Annotated in this window: 19 protein-coding genes; 4 read left to right on the top strand and 15 right to left on the bottom strand. The window is 67.4% G+C overall.

What is annotated here, in order from left to right:
• Positions 1-2: 2 nt before the first annotated feature.
• The 4 genes from ACFVWG_RS37465 to ACFVWG_RS37450 are packed head-to-tail and all read right to left on the bottom strand — an operon-like array spanning position 3 to position 4,193.
• A complete protein-coding gene (locus tag ACFVWG_RS37465; RefSeq protein ID WP_391548248.1) occupies positions 3-779 on the bottom strand; it encodes a WecB/TagA/CpsF family glycosyltransferase in 777 nt (258 codons plus the stop codon).
• Entirely contained in the window at positions 776-1,777 is a 1,002-nt protein-coding gene (gene gmd, locus ACFVWG_RS37460) for a GDP-mannose 4,6-dehydratase (RefSeq protein ID WP_391548247.1), read from the bottom strand. Before gmd ends, ACFVWG_RS37465 begins: the two co-directional genes overlap by 4 nt.
• Complete coding sequence (locus ACFVWG_RS37455; RefSeq protein ID WP_391548246.1) at positions 1,774-2,703, bottom strand: GDP-L-fucose synthase family protein; 930 nt, start codon at positions 2,701-2,703, stop codon at positions 1,774-1,776. Before ACFVWG_RS37455 ends, gmd begins: the two co-directional genes overlap by 4 nt.
• The gene (locus tag ACFVWG_RS37450; protein WP_391548245.1) at positions 2,703-4,193 is read right to left on the bottom strand and encodes a sugar transferase; all 1,491 of its coding nucleotides are present in this window, start codon (positions 4,191-4,193) and stop codon (positions 2,703-2,705) included. The genes ACFVWG_RS37455 and ACFVWG_RS37450 overlap by 1 nt, the downstream gene beginning before the upstream one ends.
• Positions 4,194-4,518: 325 nt before the next feature.
• Here ACFVWG_RS37450 and ACFVWG_RS37445 point away from each other — a divergent pair, with 325 nt between their 5' ends.
• The 4 genes from ACFVWG_RS37445 to ACFVWG_RS37430 are packed head-to-tail and all read left to right on the top strand — an operon-like array spanning position 4,519 to position 9,698.
• Entirely contained in the window at positions 4,519-6,009 is a 1,491-nt protein-coding gene (locus ACFVWG_RS37445; protein WP_391548244.1) for a pyridoxal phosphate-dependent decarboxylase family protein, read from the top strand.
• A gap of 16 nt (positions 6,010-6,025) precedes the next feature.
• The gene (locus tag ACFVWG_RS37440) at positions 6,026-7,345 is read left to right on the top strand and encodes a lysine N(6)-hydroxylase/L-ornithine N(5)-oxygenase family protein (protein ID WP_391548243.1); all 1,320 of its coding nucleotides are present in this window, start codon (positions 6,026-6,028) and stop codon (positions 7,343-7,345) included.
• A complete protein-coding gene (locus ACFVWG_RS37435) occupies positions 7,342-7,917 on the top strand; it encodes a GNAT family N-acetyltransferase (protein ID WP_391548242.1) in 576 nt (191 codons plus the stop codon). Before ACFVWG_RS37440 ends, ACFVWG_RS37435 begins: the two co-directional genes overlap by 4 nt.
• Positions 7,914-9,698, top strand: coding sequence for an IucA/IucC family protein (locus tag ACFVWG_RS37430; protein ID WP_391548241.1), 1,785 nt, complete (start codon positions 7,914-7,916; stop codon positions 9,696-9,698). Before ACFVWG_RS37435 ends, ACFVWG_RS37430 begins: the two co-directional genes overlap by 4 nt.
• Here ACFVWG_RS37430 and ACFVWG_RS37425 read toward each other — a convergent pair.
• From ACFVWG_RS37425 to ACFVWG_RS37375, 11 genes are read right to left on the bottom strand one after another with little or no spacing between them, the layout of a single operon-like run.
• A complete protein-coding gene (locus ACFVWG_RS37425) occupies positions 9,655-10,830 on the bottom strand; it encodes a glycosyltransferase (RefSeq protein WP_391548240.1) in 1,176 nt (391 codons plus the stop codon). The genes ACFVWG_RS37430 and ACFVWG_RS37425 overlap by 44 nt on opposite strands.
• Positions 10,827-12,122 (bottom strand): hypothetical protein, encoded by a 1,296-nt coding sequence (locus ACFVWG_RS37420; RefSeq protein ID WP_391548239.1) that lies wholly within the window; start codon positions 12,120-12,122, stop codon positions 10,827-10,829. The genes ACFVWG_RS37425 and ACFVWG_RS37420 overlap by 4 nt, the downstream gene beginning before the upstream one ends.
• Positions 12,119-13,303, bottom strand: a complete 1,185-nt coding sequence (locus ACFVWG_RS37415) for a polysaccharide pyruvyl transferase family protein (RefSeq protein ID WP_391548238.1) — start codon at positions 13,301-13,303, stop codon at positions 12,119-12,121. The genes ACFVWG_RS37420 and ACFVWG_RS37415 overlap by 4 nt, the downstream gene beginning before the upstream one ends.
• A gap of 1 nt (position 13,304) precedes the next feature.
• Entirely contained in the window at positions 13,305-14,267 is a 963-nt protein-coding gene (locus ACFVWG_RS37410) for a glycosyltransferase family 2 protein (RefSeq protein ID WP_391548237.1), read from the bottom strand.
• Positions 14,264-14,914: a phosphatase PAP2 family protein gene (locus tag ACFVWG_RS37405; protein WP_391548236.1), complete on the bottom strand. Its 651-nt coding sequence runs from the start codon at positions 14,912-14,914 to the stop codon at positions 14,264-14,266. The genes ACFVWG_RS37410 and ACFVWG_RS37405 overlap by 4 nt, the downstream gene beginning before the upstream one ends.
• Positions 14,915-14,923: 9 nt before the next feature.
• Positions 14,924-16,240, bottom strand: coding sequence for a glutamate-1-semialdehyde 2,1-aminomutase (locus ACFVWG_RS37400; protein WP_391548235.1), 1,317 nt, complete (start codon positions 16,238-16,240; stop codon positions 14,924-14,926).
• A complete protein-coding gene (gene rfbC / locus ACFVWG_RS37395; RefSeq protein ID WP_391548234.1) occupies positions 16,237-16,785 on the bottom strand; it encodes a dTDP-4-dehydrorhamnose 3,5-epimerase in 549 nt (182 codons plus the stop codon). Before rfbC ends, ACFVWG_RS37400 begins: the two co-directional genes overlap by 4 nt.
• Positions 16,786-16,789: 4 nt before the next feature.
• Positions 16,790-17,911 carry a hypothetical protein gene (locus ACFVWG_RS37390; RefSeq protein ID WP_391548233.1) on the bottom strand — a complete coding sequence of 374 codons (1,122 nt, stop codon included), beginning with the start codon at positions 17,909-17,911 and terminating at the stop codon, positions 16,790-16,792.
• A gap of 32 nt (positions 17,912-17,943) precedes the next feature.
• A complete protein-coding gene (locus ACFVWG_RS37385) occupies positions 17,944-18,597 on the bottom strand; it encodes a PIG-L deacetylase family protein (protein WP_391548232.1) in 654 nt (217 codons plus the stop codon).
• Positions 18,597-19,436, bottom strand: coding sequence for a sugar phosphate nucleotidyltransferase (locus ACFVWG_RS37380; protein WP_391548231.1), 840 nt, complete (start codon positions 19,434-19,436; stop codon positions 18,597-18,599). The genes ACFVWG_RS37385 and ACFVWG_RS37380 overlap by 1 nt, the downstream gene beginning before the upstream one ends.
• 28 nt (positions 19,437-19,464) lie before the next feature.
• Complete coding sequence (locus ACFVWG_RS37375; protein ID WP_391548230.1) at positions 19,465-20,712, bottom strand: methyltransferase domain-containing protein; 1,248 nt, start codon at positions 20,710-20,712, stop codon at positions 19,465-19,467.
• Between the last annotated feature and the right edge of the window lies 1 nt (position 20,713).

Below are 20,713 nucleotides of genomic sequence, written 5' to 3'. Positions count from 1 at the left end.
CTCTAGACAGCGCGAGGCGGGCGGCGCAGGATGCCGAACACGAAACGCGGGATGCCAATCAGATAGCGCTTCCAGAGCCGCCGCGGCTCCTTGTACAACCGATAGCTCCACTCCAGCCCAGCACGCTGCATCCACAGCGGTGCACGGTCCAACCGACCGGTGTGGAAGTCGAAGGCAGCCCCGACGCCGACGAGGATCGCCGCGTTCAGCTGCTCACGGTGCTCGGCCATCCAGCGCTCCTGCTTCGGAGCACCGAGTCCGACCCAGATGATGTCCGGCCGCGCCGAGTTCATCCGGTCCATCGTCTCGGCGTCCTCCGCCTCGGTCAGCGCCCGGTACGGCGGGCACTCGACCCCCATCACCTTGAGCGCCGGGTGCCGTTCCTGGAACGTCATCCGCAGCTCGTCGGCAACATCCTCGGCACCGCCGTAGAAGTACTGCGTCCAGCCACGATCCGCAGCCTCGGCCATCACCCGCTCCAGCAGGTCCGGCCCGGCCACTCGATCCATCTGCTCGAAGCCGGCCTTCTTGCCGGCCCAGACCAACGGCATGCCATCCGGTACGACGAGCCCGGCCGTGTTGTAGACCGCCGTCAGCCGGTCATCCGCCCGCGCGTGCAGCAGCGCGTTCATGTCGGTGACGCAGACCAACTGCCGTTCGCCGTTGTCGATCCAGCGCTCGAACGTCGCAACGGTGTCGTCGAGATTCGTCACGCTGATGTGGATGCCGAGTACGTCGACTCGATCCGCTGCGGTCGCAGGGGCTTCCAAGTCGGTCATCGGTCGTCCTCCGGAGTCAGCATGGCCAGATCCGCGTCGACCATGATGCGAACCATCTCGGGTACATGTGTCTGGGCCTTCCAGCCCAGTTCGGTGTTGGCCTTGGACGCGTCCCCGATGAGGGAGTCGACCTCGGTCGGGCGTTCGTAGCGGGAGTCGTGGTCGACGTAGTCTTCCCAGTCCAGCCCGACATGGTCGAAGGCCAAGGACACGAAGTCTCGCACCGAGTACGACGTACCGGTCGCGATCACGTAGTCGTCGGGAGTGTCGGCCTGCAGCATCCGCCACATGCCCTCGACGTACTCCGGGGCATAGCCCCAGTCCCGGCAGGCCGACAGGTTGCCCAGATACAGCCGGTCCTGTTTGCCGAGCTTGATCGCGGCCACCGCCCGGGTGATCTTGCGCGTCACGAACGTCTCACCACGCCGCGGCGACTCGTGATTGAACAGAATCCCGTTCACCGCGAACATCTCGTAGGCCTCGCGGTAGTTCCGCGTCATCCAGTACCCGTAAAGCTTCGCCGCCCCGTACGGCGAGCGCGGGTAGAACGGGGTCGACTCGTTCTGCGGCGGTGGCGTCGCACCGAACATCTCCGACGACGACGCCTGATAGAACCGGCAATCCAGCCCGATCATCCGGATCGCCTCGAGCAGCCGCGTCGTGCCCATCCCGGTCGTGTCACCGGTGTATTCGGGCTCGTCGAACGACACCCGCACATGCGACTGCGCCGCCAGGTGATACACCTCGACCGGCCGGATCGAGGCCAGCAACGTCACCAGCCGCGACCCGTCGGTCAGATCCCCGTAATGCAGGAACAACCGCTGATCACTCTGGTGCGGATCCTCATACAGGTGGTCGATCCGCTTGGTGTTGAACGTCGACGCCCGCCGGATCAGACCATGCACCTCATAGCCCTTGGCCAGCAACAACTCCGCCAGATACGACCCGTCCTGCCCGGTGATCCCGGTGATGAAGGCTTTCTTCGGTGTTTGTGTCACGCAGCGTGCTCCAAGTACCAGGCGTAGGTGGCGGCCACTCCGTCAGAGAGGTCGATGGTCGGCTTCCACCCCGACGCCCGCAACCGGCTCACATCGAGCAGCTTGCGCGGCGTCCCGTCCGGCTTGGACAAGTCGTTGCTGATGGCCCCTTCATACCCGACAACCCGGGCAACCAGAGCGGCCAGCTCCTGGATCGTGACATCGTCGCCGACACCGACATTGATCGGCTCCGGCTCGTCGTAATGCTCCAGCAGATGCAGACACGCATCCGCCAGATCGTCCACGTGCAAGAACTCCCGGCGCGGAGTCCCCGTCCCCCACAACACCACCTCCGACGCACCCGCGACCTTCGCGTCGTGGAACCGGCGGATCAACGCCGGCAACACATGCGACGACGTCAGATCGAAGTTGTCGTTCGGCCCGTACAGATTCGTCGGCATCGCCGAGATCCACCGCAACCCGTACTGCCGCCGAACCGCCTGCACCTGCATAATCCCCGCGATCTTCGCGATCGCATACGCATCATTGGTCGGCTCCAACACACCAGTCAGCAGACTCGACTCACGAATCGGCTGCTCGGCGTACTTCGGGTAAATGCACGACGACCCCAAAAACAGCAACCGCGGCGTCCGCACCTCGAGAGCCGCGTCCATCAGATTGACCTGGATCCGCAAGTTGTCACTCAGGAACTCCGTCGGGTGATCCCGATTCGCCAGAATCCCGCCCACCCGAGCCGCCGCATCGATCACCACGTCAGGCTTGTGCTCGGCAAAGAAAGCGAACGTCGCAGCGCGATCCCGCAGGTCCAGTTCGGATGAAGTCGCACCGATCAGCCGGGTGAACCCGGCCGCCTCCAGCCGCCGCCAGATGGCGGAGCCGACAAGGCCACGGTGCCCTGCCACATAAACGGTCGCGTTAAGGTCCATCAGTACGCTCCCGCGCCGTAGATCACCGCACGCACGGTCTTCCAGAGAACCAGCAGATCAAGGGTCATCGACCAGTTGTCGACGTAGCGCAGGTCCAGCCGGACCGACTCGTCCCAGGACAGGTCGCTGCGGCCGCTGACCTGCCACAGGCCGGTGATGCCGGGCTTGACCAGCATCCGGCGGGAGTCGTCGGCGGCGTACAGCGCGACCTCCTCCGACAGCGGCGGGCGCGGGCCGACCATCGACATGTCACCGCGGACGACGTTGAACAGCTGCGGCAGCTCGTCGAGCGAGAAGCGCCGGATCCAGCGGCCCAGCGGGGTCATCCGGGGATCGTCGCGCATCTTGAAGATCACGCCGTTGCCGTCGCTCAGCGCGTAGAGGTCGCCGAGCCGCTGCTCCGCGTCCGAGTACATGCTGCGGAACTTGAGCATCGTGAACTCGGCACCGGCCCGCCCGACGCGCTGCTGCCGGAACAGCACCGGCCCCGGGCTGGACAGCCGCACGGCAATGGCCAGGCCGATCAGCAGCGGCGCCAGCAGGACGATCATGCCGAGCGCGACGACGCGGTCGAAGACGGCCTTGATCAGGTGCGGTCCGCCGCTGACCGACGGCCGCTCCAGATGCAGCAGTGACAGACCCGCGACCGGGCGGACCGAGATCCGCGGCCCGGCCACCTCGATGATGCCGGGCGAGACGATGAGCTCGATGCCGCGCTGCTCCAGCGCCCAGGACAACCGGCGCAGCGAGTGCCCGACCAGCTCAGGGTCGGTGGAGATGGCAACGACGTCGACCGCATGCCGGTCGGCGGCGGCCACGATGTCCGCCTCATCCAGTTCGTCAGCCTGCAACGGCCCTTCGGCGTCCTTCTCGTCGCGCGGCCGGCAGGTCGCCACGACCCGGAAACCGTCCGTCGGGCGGCTCTCGAGGTGCTCACACAAGGTTGCGGCCGGGCCACTGTGCCCGACCACCAGAACCCGATGCATACAACGGCCTCGGACCCGGTGCCGGTGCAGGTCCTTGCGCAGCGCATAGCGCAGGAACAGCGCGGACGCGCACATCACCGGAATCGCCAGTACGACGAAGCCGCGCGCGATCTCGGTCTTCGTCACGTACGACGCCATCGCCACGGCCGCGGTGAGGCCGACCCCGGACCGCAGCAGCGAACGGAACTCGTCCGGCCCGGTTCCGAAGTACCGGGGGTCGTAGCCCTTGGACAGCGCGACCGCGGCCACCCAGGCCAGCGGCAGCAACGCACTCACGATCAGGTACCCACTGCCGACCCCGGAACCGAACCGGGCCAGCAGGGCGACGAAGACACCGAGCATCGCGGCCAGGAAGTCACCACCGACGGCAGCCCACCGGTACACCCCGACCCAGCGGGGTTCGGTCGAGCGCGACGAGCGCGGAACGATCGCGGGGACCTCGTGCGGAACGACCCAGAACGGACGACGGCCGTCGACCGCGTCCGGCGCCTCAGCTCCGCTCACTCCGCTTCCTCGTGTCTGCGCGTCATACCTGTCAAACGGTGATCACCGCACTAAGTGACGGTGAAATCCTGGTTTCCTCACTCCTAAAAATTCACCCGCTCGTTGACGGCGAGTCACGGCAGGTTACTACGCGCCGCGAGGTAGGGCGACCATCGACGCGGAACCGTTGCAGAGAACTTGCACAGCCCCATCGGGCAGCAGCTGGGGCAGACTCCGGGGCCGCCCAGGACGTGAGCCAGCCAACATTGAATGGACGCGCGCAGTAAGGGAAGCCTAACCTAATCATCGCTCAGGCCCCTGCTCTCCCTCAGGAGGAAAAAGAGCGATGACCGCAACCTCTGCGGATCCCCGTCAGCTCTCCCTTACGACCCACCTGCTCAACGAGCAGAACGCCCAGCGTTACCGCGAACTCGTCGGTGCGGCTGTCGAGGTCGTCGCCGACCGGATCGGAACCAACCAGAGACCCTTCACCGGTACGACGCCGCAGCAGCTGGCCAAGGAGATCGACGCGATCGACCTGGACGCCCCGCTCGGCGATACCTCGGCCGCCCTGGACGAGCTGGGCGAGGTGTACCTGCGCGACGCGGTCTACTTCGACCATCCGCGCTACCTCGCACATCTGAACTGCCCGATCGTCATCCCGGCGCTCGTCGGGGAGACCGTGCTGTCCGCGATCAACTCCTCGATGGACACCTGGGACCAGAGCGCGGGTGGCACGCTGATCGAGCGCCGGCTCGTCGACTGGACGGCCGCCCGGATCGGGTTCGGCCTGTCGGCCGACGGTGTCTTCACCAGCGGCGGCACCCAGTCCAACCTGCAGGCGATGTTGCTCGCCCGGCAACACGTGCAGGAGGAGACCGGAGCGGAGCTGTCCCGGTTGCGGATTCTCGCCTCGTCCTGCGGGCACTTCAGCGTGACCAAGGCCGCGACGATGCTCGGCCTGGGCACGGACGCGGTGATCGAGGTCGCCTGTGACGCGGACAAGCGGATGTCGACGGTCGCGCTGCAGGAGGCGATCGACGGCTGCCGTGCTCGCGGCGAGGTCGTGATGGCAGTCGTCGCCACCGCCGGTACGACGGACTTCGGCAGCATCGATCCACTCCCGCGGATCGGAGCGATCTGCGCGGAGGCCGGCGTCTGGATGCACGTCGATGCGGCCTACGGCTGCGGCCTGCTGGTCTCGCGTCGGCGGCACCTGCTCGCCGGGATCGAGGCCGCCGACTCGGTGACCGTCGACTACCACAAGTCGTTCTTCCAGCCGGTCTCCGCAAGTGCGTTGATCGTCCGCGAGGCCGACGTACTGCGTCATGTCACCTACCACGCGGATTACCTCAACCCGGCGCACACCCGGGCGGAGCAGATCCCGAACCAGGTGGACAAGAGCATCCAGACCACGCGCCGGTTCGATGCACTGAAGCTGTGGCTGACGCTGCGGACGATGGGCGCCGACGCGATCGGTCAGCTCTTCGACGAGGTGATCGACCGGGCCGCCGATGCCTGGACGCTCCTCGACGCCGACCGCCGCTACGAGGTGCTGGTGCGGCCCCGGCTGAGCACGCTCGTCTTCCGCTATCTGCCGGCCACCGGTGGTTACACGGACGCGGAGATCGACCTGGCCAACCGGCACGCCCGCAAGGCGCTGGCCGCCTCCGGCGAGGCCGTCGTGGCCGGCACGGTCGTCGACGGCCGGCACTACCTGAAGTTCACCCTGCTGAATCCGGCGACCACGCTCGACGACATCGCCGATGTCCTCGACCTGATCGCCGCCCACGCCCGCGACTACCTCGGAGAAACCCTTGTCCCTGCAGCCTGCTGAGCCTGAGGCTGAAGTCATGCGCCCCGAGGTCCTCGACTTCGTCGGGATCGGCGTCGGCCCGTTCAACCTCGGTCTGGCCTGCCTCACGGCGCCGATCGAGGACCTGTCCGGAGTCTTCCTCGAACGCAAACCCGGGATCGACTGGCACCCCGGCATGATGCTGGAGTCCGCCACCCTGCAGACGCCGTTCCTGGCCGACCTGGTCAGCCTGGCCGATCCGACCTCGCCGCTGTCCTTCCTGGCCTACCTCAAGGAGTCCGGCCGGCTGTACTCGTTCTACATCCGGGAGAAGTTCTTCCCGCTGCGCAGCGAGTACGTCGACTACTGCCAATGGGCAGCCTCCAAGCTCGACACGATCCGGTTCGGCCAGGAGGTCGTCTCGGTCGAGTACGTCGACGACGTCTACCACGTGCAGGCTCGGGCGATCGGCAGTGGCGAGATCACGACGTACCGGGGCCGGCGGCTGGTGCTCGGGACCGGCACTCCCCCTTTCATCCCCGAGGCGTGCCGCGAGCTGCCCGGCGAGATCGCGCACTCCAGCGCATATCTGCCGCGCAAGGCCGCGTTGCAGACCAAGGAGCGGATCACCGTGCTCGGCAGCGGCCAGAGCGCGGCCGAGATCTACTACGACCTGCTGAGCGACATCGACACCTACGGCTACGAGCTGACCTGGATCACGCGGTCGCCGCGGTTCTTCCCGCTGGAGTACACCAAGCTCACGCTGGAGATGACGTCGCCGGAGTACACCGACTACTTCCACGCGCTGCCGGCCGGCACCCGCGACCGGCTGAACAAGTCGCAGAAGAATCTCTACAAGGGCATCAACGCCGACCTGATCGACGACATCTTCGATCTGCTCTACCAGAAGAACCTCGCCGGGCCCTGCCGCACGCGTTTGCTCACCTGCACCGCGTTGACCGGTGCCGAGTACGACGCCGGCACCGACACGTTCACGCTCGACCTGCACCAGGAGGAGCAGGACACCGAGTTCAGCCTGCGTTCCAACGCATTGGTGCTGGCCACCGGCTACTCGCAGCATGTGCCGGCCTTCCTCGACGCGATCCGCGAGCACCTCGACTTCGACGAGGCCGGTCGCTTCGCCGTACGGCGGGACTACCGGATCGACCGGTCAGGCGGCGCGATCTACGTGCAGAACGCGGAGCTGCACACCCACGGCTTCGTCGCGCCGGACCTCGGGATGGCGGCGTACCGCAACTCGTGGATCATCCGCGATCTGCTGGGGCGCGAGTACTACCCGATCGAGCGGTCGATCGCCTTCCAGGAGTTCGGTGCCCCGGCCGCCGACCGAGCGCCGCTGGCGGCGGTTCGGTCATGACGGCGCGCACCGACGACATCGTCTTCCGGTACGACGACCCGGTGCTGGGTGAGTTCGCCCTGCGCCCGGTCGACCCGGTCGGCGACAACGAGCTGCTCCATCACTGGGTGACCGACCCGAAGGCGTCGTACTGGATGATGCAGGACGCGAGCCGGGACGACGTACTGAAGGAGTCGCAGTCGATCGCGGCGCACCCGACCCACCAGGCGTTCCTCGGGCTGCGCAACGGCACGCCCGACTTCCTCGTCGAGCGGTACGACCCACACGGCGAGCTCGGGGCGCACTACGCGCACAAGCCTGGTGACGTCGGCATGCACTTCCTGACCGCGCCGACGACGCGACCCGTGCACGGCTTCACCCGCGCGGTGATCACCACGGTGATGGAGTCGCTGTTCGCTGATCCGTCGGTACGGCGGGTTGTGGTCGAGCCCGATGTCCGCAACACGGCTGTCCACGCGCTGAATGCGGCGGTCGGCTTCGAGGTTCTCGGCGAGGTAGCACTGCCCGGCAAGACAGCCCTGCTGTCCGTATGTACGCGCGATCAGTATCTGACCAAGCGAGGAGCAGCATGAGCACCACAGACCACCTCACCCCCGAGCGTTGGGACCACGCCAACCGCCTGCTCGTCCGCAAGGCTCTCGCCGAGTTCAGCCACGAGCGGCTGCTGACCCCGGCGGAGAGCAGCCCGGGCCGGTACGTCGTGTCCAGCGACGACGGCCAGACCGAGTACGGCTTCGCGGCGGAGCTCCTGCAGCTGAACCACTGGGCAGTCGTTGCCGACAGCATCAACCGCACTCGCGACGGCAAGGCGCTGCCTCTCGACATGCTCGACTTCGTGATCGAGCTGCGCGAGACCCTCGGCCTCAGCGCCGAGGTCCTGCCGACGTACCTGGAAGAGATCACGAGCACACTGGCCAGTACGGCGTTCAAACTCGCCGGACCGCGGACGTCGGCCGCCGAGCTGGCCGCAGCGGACTTCCAGGCGATCGAGCGCGGGATGACCGAGGGGCATCCCTGTTTCGTGGCCAACAACGGCCGGATCGGCTTCAGCATCGACGAGTACCACGCCTATGCGCCCGAGGCGGGTGCGCCGGTGCGACTGATCTGGCTGGCCGCGCGGCGAGAGCTGGCGACGTTCTCCAGCTGCGCCGACCTCGACTACGACACGCTGCTCTCCGAAGAGCTCGGGCCGGAGACCCTGGCCCGGTTCAAGGGGACGCTGGCCGAGCGCGGCCTCGACCTGGCGGACTTCCTGCTGATCCCGGTGCACCCGTGGCAGTGGGCGAACCGGCTTGCAGTGACGTTCGCCGGTGAGCTTGCCAAGCGCAACCTTGTCCTGCTCGGCGAGAGTGCCGACGGCTACCAGGCCCAGCAGTCGATCCGCACGTTCTTCAACACGTCCGCGCCGCACCGCCGCTACGTGAAGACCGCTATGTCCGTGCTGAACATGGGCTTCCTGCGCGGACTGTCGTCGGAGTACATGCGGGACACGCCTGCCATCAACGACTGGGTCGCGGACCTGGTCGCGGGTGATGAGGTCCTGGGACGGACCAAGGTTTCGGTACTGCGCGAGCAGGCCGCGATCGGGTATCACCACGAGCAGTACCTCAAGGCGTGCGCCAAGGGGTCGCCGTACCTGAAGATGCTCGCTGCGCTCTGGCGAGAGAGCCCGATCCCGCAACTGCAGACGGGTGAGCGGCTGGCCACCATGGCGTCGCTACTGCACGTTGACCAGGACGGTGCCTCGTTCGCGGGCGCATTGATCACCAAGTCGGGACTACCGGCGAACGAGTGGCTGCGTCAGTACCTCGATGCGTACCTGGTCCCGTTGCTGCAGTGCTACTACGGGCATGACCTCGTCTTCATGCCGCACGGTGAGAACGTCATTCTGGTGCTGGACGAGGCAGGCGCCGTACAGCGGGTGATCATGAAGGACATCGGCGAAGAGGTGGCAGTGCTGAACACCGCGGTCAAGCTGCCGCCGGGTGTGGACCGAATCCAGGCCGAGGTGCCGCAGGAGATGCGGGTGCTGTCGATCTTCACCGACGTCGTGGACTGCTTCTTCCGCTTCCTGTCGGCGACCCTGCACACCGAGGGCGTGCTGTCGCAGGACGAATTCTTCGCGACCGTCGCCGCCTGCATCCGCGACTACCAGGAGTCGGCACCCGAGCTCGCCGACCGCTTCGCTGCAGACGACTTGTTCGCTGAGGAGTTCGAGCTCTCCTGCCTGAACCGGCTGCAACTGCGCAACAACCAGCAGATGCTCGACCTTCAGGACCCCGCCGGCGCACTCCAGTTCGCCGGGAACCTCACGAACCCGATCGCTCGCTTCGCACCGGCGCGGTCGTACTGAGCTCTGTCTGCTGCAAGAAGGTGTGCAGCCGGCGGCCGACCACCTCAGCGGCGAAGTCGCTCTCGAAGCGGGTGCGGGCCGCGGCGGCCATCCGGGACCTGGCAGCGGGGTCCCACATCAACCCGATCAGGACATCGGCGCCCGCAGCCGCGTCGTCGAGGGGCCAGTACAGGCCCTCGACGCCCGGCTGGACGACGTCCGGGATCCCGCCGACGGGAGCCGTCAGAACCGGAAGACCTTCGGCCATCGCCTCGACGAGCACGATGCCGAAACTCTCCATCGTGGCGGTGTGGCAGTAGACCTGGTGCTGCCGCAGGATCGGCCGCGGGTCGGACTGGTAGCCGAGGAACCGGACCAGGTCCGTGATCCCCAGGTCGGCCGCCTGCTTCTGCAACGCACCACGCTCGGGACCGTCGCCCACGATGGAGAGCGTGTACCGGTGCCCGCGATCCGCGGCGGCACCGAGGATCCGGAGCAGGTGGCTGTGGTTCTTCCGCGGTTCGAGGCCGCCGACGGTGACCAGGTCCGCGACGACGGTCGCGGCGGCCGACTGCGTGCTGTCCGGCACGGGATTGGGGATGACCTCGTTCGGCACCTTCCGCAGCGCCGGGATCCGCTCTTCGAGCTGTGACTTGTTGAATCCGGAGACGTAGACGATCCCGTCCAGCCGGCTCAGTACGTCGGCCTCATGGTCGCGGATCGCCCGGAACAGCGCGCCGTCCCGTGGAATCTCGCCCTTGTCGGCCCACTCGTCGGCCTGGGAGATGTTCAGGTGGGCGACCATCACCACCGGCTGGGTGGTGCGGACGCGCAGCGCGACCCCGGCGCTGATCGGGCACTGGGCGTAGATGACGGCATCCGGCCGCGCGGACAGGTGCCTGCGCAAGGCTGCTTCGAGGTAGTGCGCGTGCCAGTACTCGTGCCAGCGGATGGCAGCCGGCTTGCTGATCCGCCGGACGCCGATGCGGGCCGCGAAGATCGGCAGCACGAACGGCGACCGTGCGGAGAACGGGCTGACCACCGTCACCGGCTCGTGCTGATCCTGGAGATAGGTGTCAAAGGTGCGGACGTGGCTCTGCAGACCGGACGGCCCCTCGAGCCGCATCAGCGTCGCGATGACCACCTCACTCATGCCGGCGCTCCTTCAGGCTCCAGGTTCGCTGCCGCGAAGTGTGCGTGCTGCGCCTTCAGCAACCGGCTCCACCAGATCGCGCCGCCGAGGATCGACGAGATCGCCGTCCCCCAAACCGCGCCGTGGGCGCCCCACAGCACGGCACCGGCGGTCGCCATACCGACGAACAAAGTGGTCACCACGATCTGGCACTGCATCGTCAGGTCGGCGCGACCCAGTGCACGCAGGGCGGCGGACGGACCCACTTGGGTGCAACCCGCCGCACAACTGATGACGACGCCCAGCACCAGGCCACGTGCCTCGGTCCAGACGTCGCCGAGCACCAACCGTCCGATCCCCAGCGGGAAGGTCAGGATCACGGTCACTCCCCACGCCAGGGCGACCGTCGCCAACCCCACACTCAGCACAGCACCGAGACGCAGCAAGGCTCGCTGCCCGCGGATCAACGCCCGGGCCGCCTCCGGAACCGCTACCTGGCCGACCCCCATCAGCAGCGCGGCCACCGGACCGATCACCATCTCCGCACCACGGATCGCACCGGCCGCCGCCAAGCCGCCGGTCGCGGCGACGACGAGCGCCCGGATCTGACCACCGGCACCCAGTACGACGTTCTCCACCAGGAACCGTGCACCCAGGTCCCGGTGCTTGCGCAGCCAGCCGATCGCGAGCGCCGGCCGCGGCATGATCCGTGCTTGCCAGATCCCGAACAGTCCCGCGATCCACGCCGTACCGCCGAACACGAGCAAGGCAAAGGTGATGCCGCGCATGTTCGCGGCGTAGCCGGCCGCCAGGACGGCGACCATCAAGACACTCCACACCGTGTCGTTGAGGAAGGTCTTGTGACCTTCACCGGCGGCGAAGAACGCCGAGCGCCAGCTGTCCTGGAACATCAACCCTGGCAAAACGATGCCCAGGGCAATGAACGCGGCACCGGCCTCCGAGCCAGGGGTGACGTGCTTGAGCACGAGTCCGAGCACGACACAGATCGCACCGGTCACCGCGCCGACCATCAAGGCCACACCGCCCGCAGCCGAAACGGCGTCGCGCCAGTTCTCCTTGCCCGCGGCACTGAAGCGAACCATCACCGCGTCCGTGGACAAGGCGCGCGAGCAGTTCAGCGCGATGGCGTAGGCGACGAACGCCAGGCCGAGCGCGCCGAGGCTCGCGGCGCCCATCAGGCGGGCGACGAAGACGCCGAGCAGGAAGTTGCCGAGACTCGACACCGCCTGATCGGCGATCCCCCAGCTCAGCCGGCCAAGGACCTGTCGCCGTACGACGTTGACCCGGCTCACGAGCGTCCTCCGAACAGTACGGCGTTCAGCTCGGCGAACTGCTCGTCCAGCCGATCACGAATCACCTGCAGGCGTTGGTCGATGGTGCTGACCACCTGATCGCGCTCACCCTGCAACGCCACGAACTGCGTGTACAGACGGTCGGCGTCGAGGGCCCGGATGTCCTGGAACCACTCCTCGACGCCCAACTGCTCCATCAGCGCGAGGTGCTTGCGGCCGTAGCCGATCGCGATGGTGGGCTTGCCGAGCTTCAGCCCGAACAGCACGGTGTGGAAGCGGGTGCCGACCACGGTGTCGACCGTGCCGAGCTGGTTCATCAGCTCGTCGGCGGAGGTGAACGATTCGTACACCACGCGCGCAGACTGGACTCGAGCCAGCACGTCCAGGGCGACGGCCTCGTCGGCCTCATCGCCGATCAGCAGCCGGATGCTCCGACCGTCCGCCAGGAGACGCTCGACGAACCGCGTCATCTCGGCCGTGTAGGACTCCTGGATGCGCTCGGCATCAGCCCGGTCTTCCGTGCCTCCGGAGTACGCCATCACGCCCACACCGATGGAGTCGCCCGTCGGCACCGGTGGCGACGGCAGGGCGAAGACGAGGTCGGGGAAGACGTGATCGGACGGTCCGGCCATCCGCATCTTCTGCGCGGCGCCGAGCGACTGCTCATCACGGAACGACCGGTAGTACGCCAGCTTGGCGGACTTGGTCAGCAACCATCCGGTGGCGCGCTGTCGGACCACATTCGCGCCCACACTGACGAACGCGACCTTGACCCGGAAGACCTTGCCAGCAAGGGACATCACGAACTGCCCCCAGGGCAGCTCCCACGGCCGCTGCGGCAGCGTCGACTCCAGGACGCCCATCCCCGGCACGATCACGACGTCATGACGCCGTACCCAGTTGGCGATCTGCCAGGTGTCGATCACCGAACCCAGCACGAGTCGCGCCAGCGTCAGCGCCAGGCGGACCGGCGTCGGACCGGTGACCGGTCCTGAGCCGTCCAGCCAACCCAACTGCGCCGCCGGTACGCCGTACCGTTCGGTGACTCGCTCCGGTCCGGAGCACAGGCTGTCGAGCTCCGCGTCCGGCCGCTCGGCTTTGAGATAGGCCAGGACGGCTTCGAGGGTGGCATCGTTGCCGATGTTCCCCGAGCCGAGGCGGCCGAACAATCCGATCCGCACGTCAGCGTCCCTCGGATCCGGCGACGACGGCCTGGACCGACAAGGTGTCGATCGCACCGAAGTGCTGGATCGGCTCCGGCCGCTCTGCACCCGGCAGGCGACGGGTGACGCGGCTGGTCAGCCAGTCGCGGATGTGCCGGTTGCACGCCTGCTTGTCCGCCGCGCTCAGCGGCGACCGTCGTACGGCGGCGTAGTAGCCAAGGATGTACTCGGCGACCAGCCGGACCGGCGGGTGGATGAGCTTGTTGGAACGCTTCGGGTCCAGGTTGCGCGACCAACTGCTGATCGTCGGGTTCGCCTGGAGGGCACGGCCGTCGTGATGCCGGCGGAAGTACAGCCACTCCGGCACCTGGAGGAAGCGGCCGTGCAGCACCAGCTCGGCCATGAACACCTGGTCGGCGTGGTAGAAGCTGCCGTGCGGCTTAACCTTGCGCAGCACGTCGGACCGGATCACGCCGTAGAAGTCGTCCGCCTGGATGGCGCCCGGCAGGTCGGCGTCGCGCAGCTGGCTCCGCAGCCGCTCAGGCGCCTCCGGCGCATCGGTGTGCAGCGGGTACTTCAGCGCCTGGATGACGTTGTCCTCGCCGTCGATCGCCGCGGTGTAGGTGTGCGTCAGGACGGCATCCGGGTTCGCGTCCAGCAACTCGATGCACTTGGCAACCAAGTCGCGACCCCACAGGTCGTCACCGGAGGCCCACTTGAACAGTTCGCCGTGACTCTTCTGGAAGACGAAGTCATGGTGCGGTGCGGCCCCGACGTTGTGGTCCTGGCGGTAGAACGTGATCCGCTCGTCGCGCGCGGCGTAGTCCCGGCAGATGTCGTCCGTGCTGTCGGTGGACGCGTTGCTGGACAGGACCAGCTCGAAGTCGGTGTACGTCTGGCCGAGCACCGCGTCCAGCGACTGCGCGAGGTACTCCTCGCCGTTGTAGACCGGTAGGCCGATGCTGAGTCTGGGGTACGTCATGTCGGGCTCCCAACCGAGTCGACGGCGTTGGCTTGTGTCCGGTGCACCGGACGAAGGAACCGCGGCGATGCCGCGACGACGACGATCGTCACGGCGAGCAGTCCGCCGCCGATCACGTCGGTGAACCAGTGCATGGACAGCAGCAGCAGCGAGAAGCCCATGGTCAGCTCGGCCACCAGCACGAGCCACCAGGCCCAGAGCGGTGGACGCTGCCGCCAGACGAACAGAATCCCGCCCAGGCAACTGAGCAGGATGACCATGTGGCCGGACGGGTACGAACCGTTGAACATGCCGACGTCGTTGTGCGGATCCGGCCGGCTGAACACGGCTTTGGCGACCTGCGTGATCAGCACGGTCACCACGGCGAGCCGGCCGACGTAGAAGAGCGGCCACCACGACTTCCGCCGTACCGATGCGACCACACCGGCCACCGCGAGCGCGGCGAGGGCGACCGGTGGGCCGGCACCGTCGACGACGTTGCCGAAGACCAGCTGCCACGGCCCCCAGACGTCATCGGGTCGGAACACTTCGCGCAGCGTGCGGTCGAAGCTGTCGGTCGGTTCGAGGGTGACGAACACCGCCAACGCCAGGAACGCCGCCAGGCAGATGAGTGCCCACCGGCGCGCCACTGACAACTTCGAACTCACGCTGCTCCTTCAAGCGAACTTGCGGAAAACGGGCTGAACTGGTCGGCCCGGCAGGAAGGCTGAGACGTCCTGTGCCTCAAGGGCTTTGCGGTAGACGGTGCAGGCCTGGGCCACCACGTCGACGGTCTTGTCGATGTCGGCGTCGGTGAGCGCGCTGCTCACCACGAAGGACGGGCCGATCACCCCACCGAGGAGCAGTTCGCGCAGGAACAGCGTCCGGTACGGCTGCGAAGGTGCGAAGCTTTCGTCCAGGGTCGCGAAGACCAGGTTGCTCGCCCGACCGCGAACGAGCACGTGGTCCTCGACACCAGCCGCCAACGCGACCTCCTGTACGCCGGCCGCGAGCTTCTCACCGCGCTCGTGCAACCGCACGGCGATGCCCTCTTCGGCGTACACGTCCATGACGGCCATCGCGGCGGCGAGTGAATGCGTCTCGGCGCCATGCGTGGTCGACAACAGGAAGACGCGCTCATTGGTGTCGCGCAGACCGCCGCGCTCCATGAACTCGCGCTTGCCCGCCAGCGCCGACACGGCGAACCCGTTGCCGAGTGCCTTGCCGAAGGTGGACAGGTCCGGCGTCACGCCGTACATGCCCTGAGCGCCGGCCTCGGAGAAGCGGAAGCCGGTGATCATCTCGTCGAAGACCAGCAAGGCGCCGTACGAGTGCACGAGGTCGCGCAGACCCTCCAGGTAGCCGGCCGGCGGCTCCTGCTGGGTCGCGGCCTCCAGGATCAGGCAGGCGATCTCACCGTCGTACCGGCGGAGCAACTCCTCGGTCGCGGCCAGGTCGCCGTACGGGAAGGCCACCGTCAGGTCGCCGATCGCGTCCGGGATACCGGCGGCCATCGGGGTCCGGGTGATGAACCAGTCGTCGGTGGAGAAGAACGCGTGGTCGGAGCAGATCGCGACCTTGGTCCGGCCGGTGATCGCGCGGGCCAGCTTCACCGCGGCGGTCGTGGCGTCGGAACCGTTCTTCGTGAACTTGACCATGTCGGCCGTGGGAACTGACGCGAGGAACCGCTCGGCCGCGTCCGCCTCGATGATGCTCGGCCGGATGAAGTTGCTGCCGCGGTCGAGCTCACGCCGTACCGCCTCGATGACACGCGGATGGGCGTGGCCGAGGCTGACCGCCCGCAGGCCGGCGCCGTACTCGATGTATTCGTTCCCGTCGACATCCCAGACGTGGGCGCCGAGGCCGCGCTCGATCACCGGCGCCATGTCCTCGGGATACTGGTCGTCACCCTTGGCGTAGGTGTGCGCGCCGCCGGGGATCGCCTTGTGCAGCCGGGCGTTGGCCGCGATCGACTTCTCAAACGACTTGGTCATGTCAGCCTCGCAATGGCCTCGGCCAGGGAAGGTGCCGCGAGGTCGCGCTCGGACATGAGCGTGACCGGCAGCGGCCAGTGGATGTCGAGATCCGGGTCGTCCCAACGGATCGAGACGTCCTCGGACGGGTCGTGCGCCCGGTCGATCCGGTACGACACGTCAGCCGGCTCGGTGAGCGCCTGGAACCCGTGCGCGCACCCGGCCGGTACGTAGACCGTGACCTGGTTCTCGCCGGTCAGGTCGAAGGTCTCGCGCTGCCGGTACGTCGGTGAGTCCGGGCGCAGGTCCACGACCACGTCGAGCACCGCGCCGTACGAGCACCGCACAAGCTTGGCCTCGCCCGCGCCCGCCCGGATGTGCATGCCCCGTACGACGCCGCGGCGCGACCGGGAGATGCTGTCCTGGACGAACGCGTCGGGATCGAGACCGGCCTGCTTCACGACGTCGCGGTCGAACGTGCGCGAGAAGAACCCGCGCTCGTCGACATGCGGCGTCGGCCGGAAGATCAATGCACCGGCGATACCGGCGACTTGTTCTACCTGCATGAGCTCACCTCCTCAGCTCGTGGGGCTCGGGAAGCGGAACCAGGTACGTCGCACCCCAACCGCCGTCGGCCTCGAGCTGGGCGATCACCTCTTCGGCGATGTCCCAGGTGAGCACCAGTACGACGTCCGGCCGGGCGGCCTTCAGGTCCTCGACCGGGCGGATCGGGACCATGCAGCCACCGGGGATGCGGCGGCCGTGCTTGCCCGGCGCCTTGTCGACGGTGAACTCCAGCAGATCCGTGCCGACCTTGCTCAGGTCGAGCAGGACCGGCGCCTTCGACGGAGCGCCGTACCCGAGGACCTTGCGACCGGCGGCCTTGTGCCGGGTCAGCTCCTCGTGCAGCGCACCGGCCGCGTGCCACGCGGCCTCCTGCAGGCTGGCCAGCTGAATCTCGTCCGCGATACCGGCTGCTTCTTCGTCGGCCAGGACAACGTCGACGGAGGCATCCGGCTTGGCGTCCGCGGTGTGCCGCAGCATCACCATCAGGCTGCCGCCGTACATGTCCACCTGCTTGACGGATTCGACCGTCAAGCCGTTCAGCTTGGCGATGTTCCCGACCGCGCGCAGCGACTGGTACGACCAGTGCCCGTGCCGGATCGTGTCGAACTGGTTGCCGACGAACAGCGGGAGCAGGTGGTGGAACTCCATCACCAGCAGGCCGCCGGGTGCGAGCCGCTCGGCCCGCTGCTTGAAGGACTCGCCGAACTGCTCGTCGTGCACGATGCCGTGGACGTCGACGACCAGGTCAGCCTTTTCGCCGGCGCCGGCCAGGCGCGACCCAGCGGCGTACAGGTGGTCGAGCCAGGAGCCGCCGTGCGGGCTGCCGAACTCGAACACCACCGCACCGGCGAGGTTCGGATAGTCGCGGAGGATCTCCTTCACCGACGACTCGGCGTGCGCGAGGCTCGTCGCCGACTCGACCGCGAGCGGCTCCTCGGCGATCTGCGCCTCGACCGGGCCGAGCTGCACCAGCGTGCAGTCGCGGCACAGCCACAACGACAACGGGTGACGCGGATCCGGACCAGGCGTGTCGACCGTCGGGAAGAGGTCGGCGGTCGGCTGGTCACCAACATCAACCACCTGTACGACGTTCTCTCCCGTGCAGCCGCGACATCTGAAGCTCATGTCCCCTTGATGAACAGACGCATTGTCCCCAGTCACCATGTCAGCATCGCCTTGCCGGTCGTGAAGGCCTCGGCGTACCGGGCCCGGCATTCCATCCCGCGCAGCCGGGCGAGTCCGGTGAATGTCTCTTCGTCGAACCAGTCGTGCGGGACCTGCGAGGGATAAGCCTTGTGCAGGCGAGCGACCTTCTCGCGCATCTGCTCCTCGGACAGGTCGACGTACAGGGACGGGCGGCCGAGGTCGCCGTCCCACTTCGGGATCTCGTAGTGCAGCACCAGGTGGTTGCGCCAGACCGTCGGAGCCAGCTCGGCGATCAGCCGGTGGTCCTGGTGCGCGTCGTGCTTGCTGGGGGCAAAGACCAGGTCCGGCGTCCGGACCGCTCCCCGAGCCGTTGCCTCGAGCAACTCCTTGGTCTCGTTCCAGTGCGCGGGCAGCCGGCCGTCCGGCAGCTCGGCCGACGTGACGGTCACCTCGCACTCGGGCAGGAACAGTTCCGCCCCCCGGCGGGCTTCCTCGAGGCGTTGCGGCGTACCGGTCGCGATCACGAACTCGGCGGTCAGCTCCGGTACCGACTCGGCCAGCTTGAGCAGCGTGCCGCCGCAGCCGATCTCGATGTCGTCCGGGTGCGCGCCGAGCGCGACGATGTGAACCGGCCCGTCGATCAGGCCGAGCTGGAACGGAAGCATCAGAGCGCCACCACGACCGGGTCGTCACCGAGGACGCGGTTCTGCTTGTGCTGCTCACGGTTCTCGTGCGCCCACAGCGCCCACGGCTTCTTGCCCGAGCGGTACAGCTCCTCGAGCTGACTGCGCTCCTTGAGGGTGTCCATCGGCGCCCAGAACCCGTGGTGCGGGATCGCCTCGAGCTTGCCGACCGCGGACAGCCGCGGGAACGCGTCGCCGACCAGATCCTCGCCCTCGTTCAGGACGTCGAAGATCTCCTTCTTGATCACGAAGTAGCCGCCGTTGATCCAGACGTTCAGATCGGCCGCCGAGCGCAGCCCGGTGACGCGCGAGTCGGTCCCGAACTCGACCACGTGGAAGGACGCCTGCGGCGGGACCGCGAGCAGACTCGCCGTCACGTCGCTGTTGATGACGTGGTCGACGATCTTGTCCATCGGCGCGTCGGTCAGCACGTCACCGTAGTTGGCCAGGAAGACGTCGTCGTCCTCCAGGTACGGCCGGACCCGGCGCAGCCGCTCCCCGATGCTCGTGTCGATGCCCGTGTCGACGAAGGTGATCTTCCACTCGCTGATGTCGGAGTCGAGCAGCTCGATCCGCTGCCCGCCCTTCGTCATCACGAAGTCGTTGGAGACCGTCTCCTCGTAGCGCAGGAAGTACTCCTTGACCGCCGAGCCGCCGAAGCCCAGGCAGAGGATGAACTCGGTGTGGCCGAAGTGCGCGTAGTACCGCATCACGTGCCACAGGACCGGCCGGTCGCCGATCGTCATCATCGGTTTCGGTGCGGAGTCGACGCCACTGCGCATCCGCAGCCCGAAGCCCCCGCAGAAGATCACGACCTTCATCTCTGTTTCCTTCCCCCCACTGCTTTTCTTAAATGACTTCGAGACGCGGGATGGGGACGACGAACTTCGCGCCCCACTCCCGTGCATAGCCGAGCTGGTGGACGATCTCGTCGCGCAGGTTCCACGGCAGGATCAGGATGTAGTCCGGACGCGTCTCGGCCAGGTGCTCCGGAGCGTGGATCGGGATGTGCGTCCCCGGCAGGAACAGCCCGTGCTTGTGCGGGCTGCGGTCCACCGTGTACGGCAGCAGGTCCTCGCGGATGCCGCAATGGTTCAGCAGCGTGTTGCCCTTACCAGGAGCGCCGTACCCGGCGACCGTCTTGCCCTCGCGCTGGGCCTGGATCAGGAACTCGACCAGCTCGGCCTTGATGGTGAAGACCTCGTTCGCGAAGCCGGCGTGACCCTCGACCGTGTGCAGGCCGGCGTCGGCCTCGTCCTTCAGGACCTTGCCGACGAGCTCGGTCGGCTCGCCTGGCCCGTCCTTTGGCGCACCGTCGATCGGCTGGGAGAACACCCGCAGCGAGCCGCCGTGGCTGGCCAGCTCCTGGACGTCGACGACCTTGAGGCCGGCCTTCTCCAGCGCGAGCGAAGCGGTCTTGAGGCTCAGGTAGGAATAGTGCTCGTGGTAGATCGTGTCGTACTGGCGACGCTCGATCAGGCGCAGCAGGTGCGGGAACTCCAGCGACACCAGGCCGTCGTCCTTCACCAGCGCACGCAGGCCCTTGGCGAAGTCGATGATGTCCGGGACGTGCGCGAACACGTTGTTCCCGGCAACCAGGTCGGCCTTGCCGTGCCGGGCGGCCGCGTCGGTGCCGGTCGCCTCGCCGAGGAAGTAGCTCTCGGTCCGGATGCCCTTCTCGTTCGCGATCTCGGCGATGTTGCCGGCCGGCTCGATCCCGAGCACCGGGATGCCGAGGGCAACCGCGTGCTGCAGCAGGTAGCCGTCGTTGCTGGCGGCCTCGACGATCAGGCTGTCCGCGCCGAGGTTCAGCCGCTCCTGCATGTCGACGACGAACCGGCGGGCGTGCTCCACCCAGCTGGTCGAGTACGACGAGAAGTACAGGTAGTCGGAGAAGACGTCGTCAGCGGCCACGTACGCCGGGAGCTGGACGAGCAGGCAGTTGTCGCAGATCCGCACGTTCAGCGGGTAGAAGGTCTCCCCGGCGTCGATCTGGTCGGCGCGCAGGAAGCTCTCGCACGGCGGCGACATGCCGAGGTCGACGAAGGTGCGGTTCAGATCTTCGCCGCAGAGGCGGCAGGCAATGGCGTCGGCCATG

Origin of the sequence: Kribbella sp. NPDC058245 (assembly GCF_042882005.1) — a bacterium.
Taxonomy (GTDB): domain Bacteria; phylum Actinomycetota; class Actinomycetes; order Propionibacteriales; family Kribbellaceae; genus Kribbella.
The sequence above is the reverse complement of the archived record's forward strand: the minus strand, read 5'-3'. Positions and strand labels throughout refer to the sequence as shown.